This window comes from Streptomyces sp. NPDC002835 (assembly GCF_053591995.1).
Map to the genome: position 1 here is coordinate 1 of NZ_JBSFUW010000098.1, position 5,466 is coordinate 5,466.

Here is a 5,466-nt window from a genome sequence, read left to right on the forward strand (position 1 = left end):
TCAGCCCGCCCCCTTGTGGATACCGCATGCCCCGGTGATACCGCACCGGCGAGGAGCCGTCAGCCCCTACGACTCCACGAGTTCAACCTCAGTAATGATGTTGTCAAGCGGCGTTCGTGACTGGGAGGTTGCCTTGGTAGCACCGTCCGTCACGAATCAGAGCCCACAAGACATTGACCCGTCGTCGGGCCAGGGCAAGGACGGCCTGGGTGTGACGCTTACCCTCGGCCCGCTTGCGTTCGTAGAAGCGCCGCGATTCGTCGTCACATTCGTCATGGCGGGCATGCGTGTTCGGCTCCTTCGGCCGGTTGAGTGAACGCACACCGGCGTACATGCCGGCTGTCTCCTGTACTCCCTCAACGAAGAGGACCCATGTTCGAGAACGCCCGTAGGGACGAGGGCCGCAGTCCCGTAGAAGCCCCGCTGCGGCTGCCGCTGGACTTCCAGGCGCACTACCTCATGAACCAGGAAGCGTGGCACGCGTACGCGCTGTGGTTCCTGCGCACCAACGACCGTGCAGAGCAGGCGGTGCACCGGGTCTTCCTGGAGATCCTCCGGCACTGGGACGCCCTGCTGGGCGAGACCGACCTGCAGCAGCAGACATGGGCCATCCTGCGCCGGGTCGTCATCGACGAACTTCTCGGAGACTTCCGCGAGGAACTCGCCGCAATCGACAAGGGCATCGGCCTGTACCCGGCGCTCGGGAAGTTGCCGCAGCGGCAGTTCGACGTCATCGTCCTGCGCTACATCGTCAAGTACGACACCAAGCACATCAGCTGGTACCTGGGCATCACCCCCAGCACCGTCGACTATCACTGCCGCAAGGCCCGGGAGCGTCTCGCCCCCGTCTACCGCCGCCGATACGGGATGACGAAGGAGAACACGAAGTGAGCACTCTCTGGGAACAGCGCCTGGCCGAGGAAGACGTCTCCGCGCGCGAGACCCGCCGGCCGTTCGATGTCGCCGCAGGCCTGCGACGCCTGGCCGAAGAGGCCGGCTATGTCCCGCCCGCGGCCGCAGAGCCGAGCAGTTCGCGGGCGCGCCACCACCTCGAGGTCGTCGCCCGGTGGGTGCTGACCCAGGCGGGCGCGGCCGCCCACGTGGAAGAACTGACCGCAGTCATCGGCGACAGCGAATTCGGAGACTTCGACGGATGGACCGACGACGTCGACGTCCACGGCGTCCATGTATTCGCCTGCACGCTCTACCTCGCCGCCCACCCCGAAAGCGCCCTGTTCTGGTGGCAGCTGGCAGCCGGCGCCGGGCACAGCGGCGCCGCGTACTGCCTGCACCTGCACCACCTCAGCACCGGAGAAATCCGTGAAGCCGCGTTCTGGAAGCGCCAGGTGAACATGCTCTTCGACGGCCCCACCGACGAATTCTTCGAAGGCCTGGAAACCTTCACCGGCTACACCGTGCGCCACCGCACCCACGCCCGCACCACGACACCGCCCCGGCTGGCGAAGGAGTTCGAGCGGCTCGCCGACCTGCACGACGACGGCGGACTCGTAGGCCGGCCCGACAACCAGCTCGCCGACCACATCCACGATCTCGCCGGACACCCCTAACAGACGAGCCCGGCCGGGGACCCCTGGTTCCTACGCCTCAAGGCCCCCGCCGGGCTCCACACGACACCCGCCCAAAGACGACGAGAGAGCATCACCATGAAGACTAACGGCCCCGCCGCCTCCCCGAAGAAACCCCGGCGAATCGCCCGCACACGCGCCTGGATCCGCCGCCGCCGACACGCGATGCTCTCCAGCGCCCCCCGCGGCGCCTGCTACGCCGCCGGCGCCGGCATCGTCGGCCTCATCTTCTGGTGGATCGAGCAGCGGCTCTAACCGGAGATCACCCTGTAGTCCACCCACACGAGGGCCCCTTGAACCCAAGGTCGGCGGTTCGGGGCCCTCATGTGCGCTGGGACGCGCCCCGGATCAGCCGGCGGCGTCCTGCGGCTACTCGCCGCCGTCGAACCCGGCGTCGAAACCTCTCAGGACGGGGTCCAGCTCGGCACTCGCTCCGCACAGACTGCACAGCCGAACCCCCGGCCGCTCAGCAGCCGTCAACGCCTGGTTCAGTGACAACGGCGACGCGTCCTGGGGAGCCTCGGCGCAGTCGACGGCGTGTACGACGCTCCGGGCGGCACCGCGAGGGCCGCCCAACTGCTGCAGAACCCAGCCCGAGGGCCGGCGTGGTCCCAGCAACTGCTCGACGATCGACGGGGCGGGCAAGTGCTCGGTCGGCACGGTGTCGTACGCCACGCCGTCGACAGGCCGCACGTACTGCGGCACCGGGAGCCAGACCCGGTATTCGACGGGATTCACATCGCCCGTCAACTGGTAGAGAGGCGGTATTCCGAGGCTGCGCTATTCGGTCACGTGGTGTGCCTGTGCCCAGCGGGTGGCTGCCCTTGGCTGCGGCGGTGATTCTGCCCTTCGGGGGTCTTGGGATCTGGTCGCGCTCGATCTCATGGGTGCGAGCTGGTGGGTGTGAGGATTGCTTGGGTGGTGAGGTAGGCCTCCAGCGCTTTCGGGGCCAGGGGTGGGGAGTAGTAGAAGCCCTGGCCGTGGGGGCAGCCGAGTGAGCGCAGCCGCTCGGCTTGGTGGGGGGTTTCGATGCCTTCTGCGATCACGTCCAGGTCAAGAGCGTGCCCCACGTCGAGGATGGCCTGGATGAGGCTGTTGTCGACATCGCCGCCGCCTCGCAGGACGAAACTCTGGTCGATTTTGACGATGTCGGCCGGGAGGTCGCGTAGGTAGGCCAGGGAGGAGTACCCGGTGCCGAAGTCGTCGATGGAGATGCGTACGCCGAGGTCGCGCAGTGTGCGGATGTGGGTGGATGTGGTTTCGGCGTCGGTGACGAGGGTGCTCTCGGTGATCTCCAGGACCAGGAAGGCCGGGGGGAAACCGGTCTCGTGCAGGACCTGCCGCACGGTGTCGGGAAACCGGTGGTCCTTGAGCTGCCGGCCGGAGACGTTGACGGCCACGCTCAGCGCCTCAGCTTTCGGGACGGTGTCGTGCCAGTGCCGGCCGTGGCGGCAGGCTTCGCGCAGCACCCAGGCGCCGATGGGACGGATCAGGCCTGTCTCCTCGGCGACGGGAACGAACACCGCCGGCGGGGTGGGGGATCGGCCGCCGAGTTGCCAGCGCAGCAGTGCCTCAACGCTGGTGACCTGTCCTGTTGGCAGGTGGATGACTGGCTGGTAGTGCACGGTGAGTTCGTCGCGGGGCAGCGCGTAGCGGAGGTCCTGGGCGATACGGGCCCGGCTCTGCCGTCCCAGGCTCATGGTGGGCTCGAAGAGTTCCGCGCGGTCGCGGCCGTGTTCTTTGGCCACGTACAGGGCGATGTCGGCGTCGCGGAGTGCGTCGTTGAACGTGGTCGGTTCGGTGATGGTGACGACGCCGATGCTGGCGGTGATGAAGACGCTGCGATGGCCGGAGAGCGCGAAGGGCTCCTTGAAGCGGTCCAGGAACCGCTGGGCGTACGTCTTGGCGGGAGTCTCTTCGAGGTCTTCGGCGAGGACGGCGAACTCGTCCCCGCCCATGCGGGCGACAGTGTCGCTGCGGCGGGCTGCGCCGAGGAGCCGGTGGCCGACGGTGATGAGGAGTTCGTCGCCGACCGGATGGCCGAGGCTGTCGTTGATGTCTTTGAAGCCGTCGAGGTCAATCAGCAAAAGGGCAGTGTTCCGGGGCGACGCGGGGCGGCTGAGGGCGTGTTCTAGCTGCTGGACGAACAGGCCCCGGTTGGCCAGACCAGTCAGCGCGTCGTGGAAGGCCTGGTGGGTGAGCTGCTGCTGCAGCGAGGTCCGCTGCCGCAAGGAGTCCTCGGCCATGCGGGCCCGGGCTTGGGCCTGGTCGGCCTGGGCTTCGGCGAACCGTGCCAGAAGCATGATGCGCACGACCAGCAGCACGGTCAAAGCGGCCATGATGCTCGCGATGGCTACGGCATGTGTGGCCTGCCCGCGCACGCCGCCGACGTCTGCGATCAGCAGGACGGGACCGAAGAGCGCGGGCAGGGTCAGGACACTCACGCGGGCACGGGACAGCCTCTCCTGGCCGTGCGGCACCAGCTCGGTTGTCCTGGCCATGGACGGGTGCAGGGCGCCCGCGCCGAGGAACAGATAGGAGGCCATCCACAGGGCGGAGGAGACGTCGGCGGCGATCGGAGCGCCGGTCGCCGCCAGCGTGGAGTAGTACAGGGCGTCGGCGGCCAGCGTGGCCGCCACCCACACAGTGAACAGCGCGAGGGCCGGCAGCCGGATTCCCGAGACGAGCACCAGCTTGGCGGCCATGCCCAGCAGCAGGAGATCGGCCAGCGGATAGGCCAGGGAGACCGCCAGCGGCAGTACCGACAGGTGGCCGCGCAGGTAGGGCATGACGATGAACGCCCATGCCAGGGTGGACATCCCCAGGGTGATGATCCCCGCGTCCAGCACGGCTCCCCAGCGAACGCCGCTGCCCCATGCCGCCATCAGGCTGACCAAGCCCGCGGCGAAACACGGGTAGGCCGCCAGATACAGCACGTCGGCCGGTGAGGGGAACGGCACTAGCGTGCCCGCGGCCTGGAAGGCGCCGAAGATGACGTCCGCCACCGCGAACAGCCCCATGCCGGCAGCGAACAGGCGCCAGGACCGACTCGGTTGCGGCCGGTGCCACCGGACGCCGACCAGGATCACCACCGTGGCACAGGCCGCCAGCACCGGGGAGAACAGATGGCGTACGGGAGCGGTGACCATCAGATAGACGACGATCACCACAGCGCCGGCGGCCAGGAACCACCACCAGGCGTTGTTTGGGGTGATGCCCTTGGGAAGACGGGCATGGCTGCCTGAGGTGTGGCCGGAGGCAAGCCCGGTGGCCTGTTCCTCACCGTGCACGGTAAGCCTTTCAGGACGGTGTGGTGCTGTCTTTCGTGGTCAGCGGAAGAAGGGGGTGAACAGCTGGCGTTGTTCGGCAGCGGGGAGCCGATGCCGGTGTCGCTGACGGTGAGGACGGCATGGCCGTCCTGGGCTGCGGCCTGGAGGTGGACCCGGCCTCCAGCCGGGGTGAAAACTTGACCGCGTTGGAGAGTAGGTTCATCAGCACCCGGTCGATCTGATCGCTTACCTGTCCCGCTGACAGGCGCTGAGATTTCAAGTGACGACGAGTCAATCATTGAGTTGAATGAAGATCAGGATATATGCGGCGGCGATGAGCGCCGCCTTCATATAAAACAGCACCCACATGACTGGGAGGACGCACTCCGGTGCGTTTCCAAGTTCCGTGTCATCAACATTCGCCGTGTCGTCGCGCTGCGCGCCCCGCGTGAATGAGGCCGGAGTCCTTCTTGATGCGGCGTCTCCACAGGGCCATCTCCAAGGCATCCAGGGGAAGTTCAGCGTGATCTAGCGAGGAACCCCGGGCCTTCAGGCCCGGGAGGAATCGCTTCTCTGGACTGCTCTAGACCCGCACTGGCGCACGGGTCAGC

General features: G+C 67.4%; 5 protein-coding genes and 1 pseudogene. 3 read left to right on the top strand and 3 right to left on the bottom strand.

The genetic code is table 11. The annotated features are described in order from the left end of the window. Positions 1–103 precede the first annotated feature (103 nt). Positions 104–265: pseudogene (locus ACWD01_RS37090) on the bottom strand (IS110 family transposase); the annotation flags it as partial. 107 nt (positions 266–372) lie between these two features. On the opposite strand from ACWD01_RS37090, the gene ACWD01_RS37095 reads away from it, so the two are divergent. The 3 genes from ACWD01_RS37095 (at position 373) to ACWD01_RS37105 (ending at position 1,841) form a co-directional block, all read left to right on the top strand. Beyond that, positions 373–891, top strand: a complete 519-nt coding sequence (locus ACWD01_RS37095) for an RNA polymerase sigma factor (RefSeq protein ID WP_451168363.1) — start codon at positions 373–375, stop codon at positions 889–891. Beyond that, the gene (locus ACWD01_RS37100; RefSeq protein WP_451168364.1) at positions 888–1,568 is read left to right on the top strand and encodes a hypothetical protein; all 681 of its coding nucleotides are present in this window, start codon (positions 888–890) and stop codon (positions 1,566–1,568) included. The genes ACWD01_RS37095 and ACWD01_RS37100 overlap by 4 nt, the downstream gene beginning before the upstream one ends. Positions 1,569–1,664: 96 nt before the next feature. Beyond that, the gene (locus ACWD01_RS37105) at positions 1,665–1,841 is read left to right on the top strand and encodes a hypothetical protein (RefSeq protein WP_451168365.1); all 177 of its coding nucleotides are present in this window, start codon (positions 1,665–1,667) and stop codon (positions 1,839–1,841) included. 114 nt (positions 1,842–1,955) lie between these two features. Here the strand turns inward: ACWD01_RS37105 and ACWD01_RS37110 are convergent, their stop codons facing one another. Both ACWD01_RS37110 and ACWD01_RS37115 read right to left on the bottom strand, forming a co-directional pair. Continuing rightward, positions 1,956–2,324 carry a DUF6233 domain-containing protein gene (locus tag ACWD01_RS37110; protein WP_451168367.1) on the bottom strand — a complete coding sequence of 123 codons (369 nt, stop codon included), beginning with the start codon at positions 2,322–2,324 and terminating at the stop codon, positions 1,956–1,958. Between the two features lie 143 nt (positions 2,325–2,467). Further along, positions 2,468–4,876 (bottom strand): EAL domain-containing protein, encoded by a 2,409-nt coding sequence (locus ACWD01_RS37115; protein WP_451168368.1) that lies wholly within the window; start codon positions 4,874–4,876, stop codon positions 2,468–2,470. Positions 4,877–5,466 lie beyond the last annotated feature (590 nt).

Bases quoted from the DNA above. Each gene is read 5' to 3' on its own strand.
- ACWD01_RS37105 (WP_451168365.1), top strand. From the start codon at position 1,665: ATGAAGACTAACGGCCCCGCCGCCTCCCCGAAGAAACCCCGGCGAATC.
- ACWD01_RS37095 (WP_451168363.1), top strand. From the start codon at position 373: ATGTTCGAGAACGCCCGTAGGGACGAGGGCCGCAGTCCCGTAGAAGCC.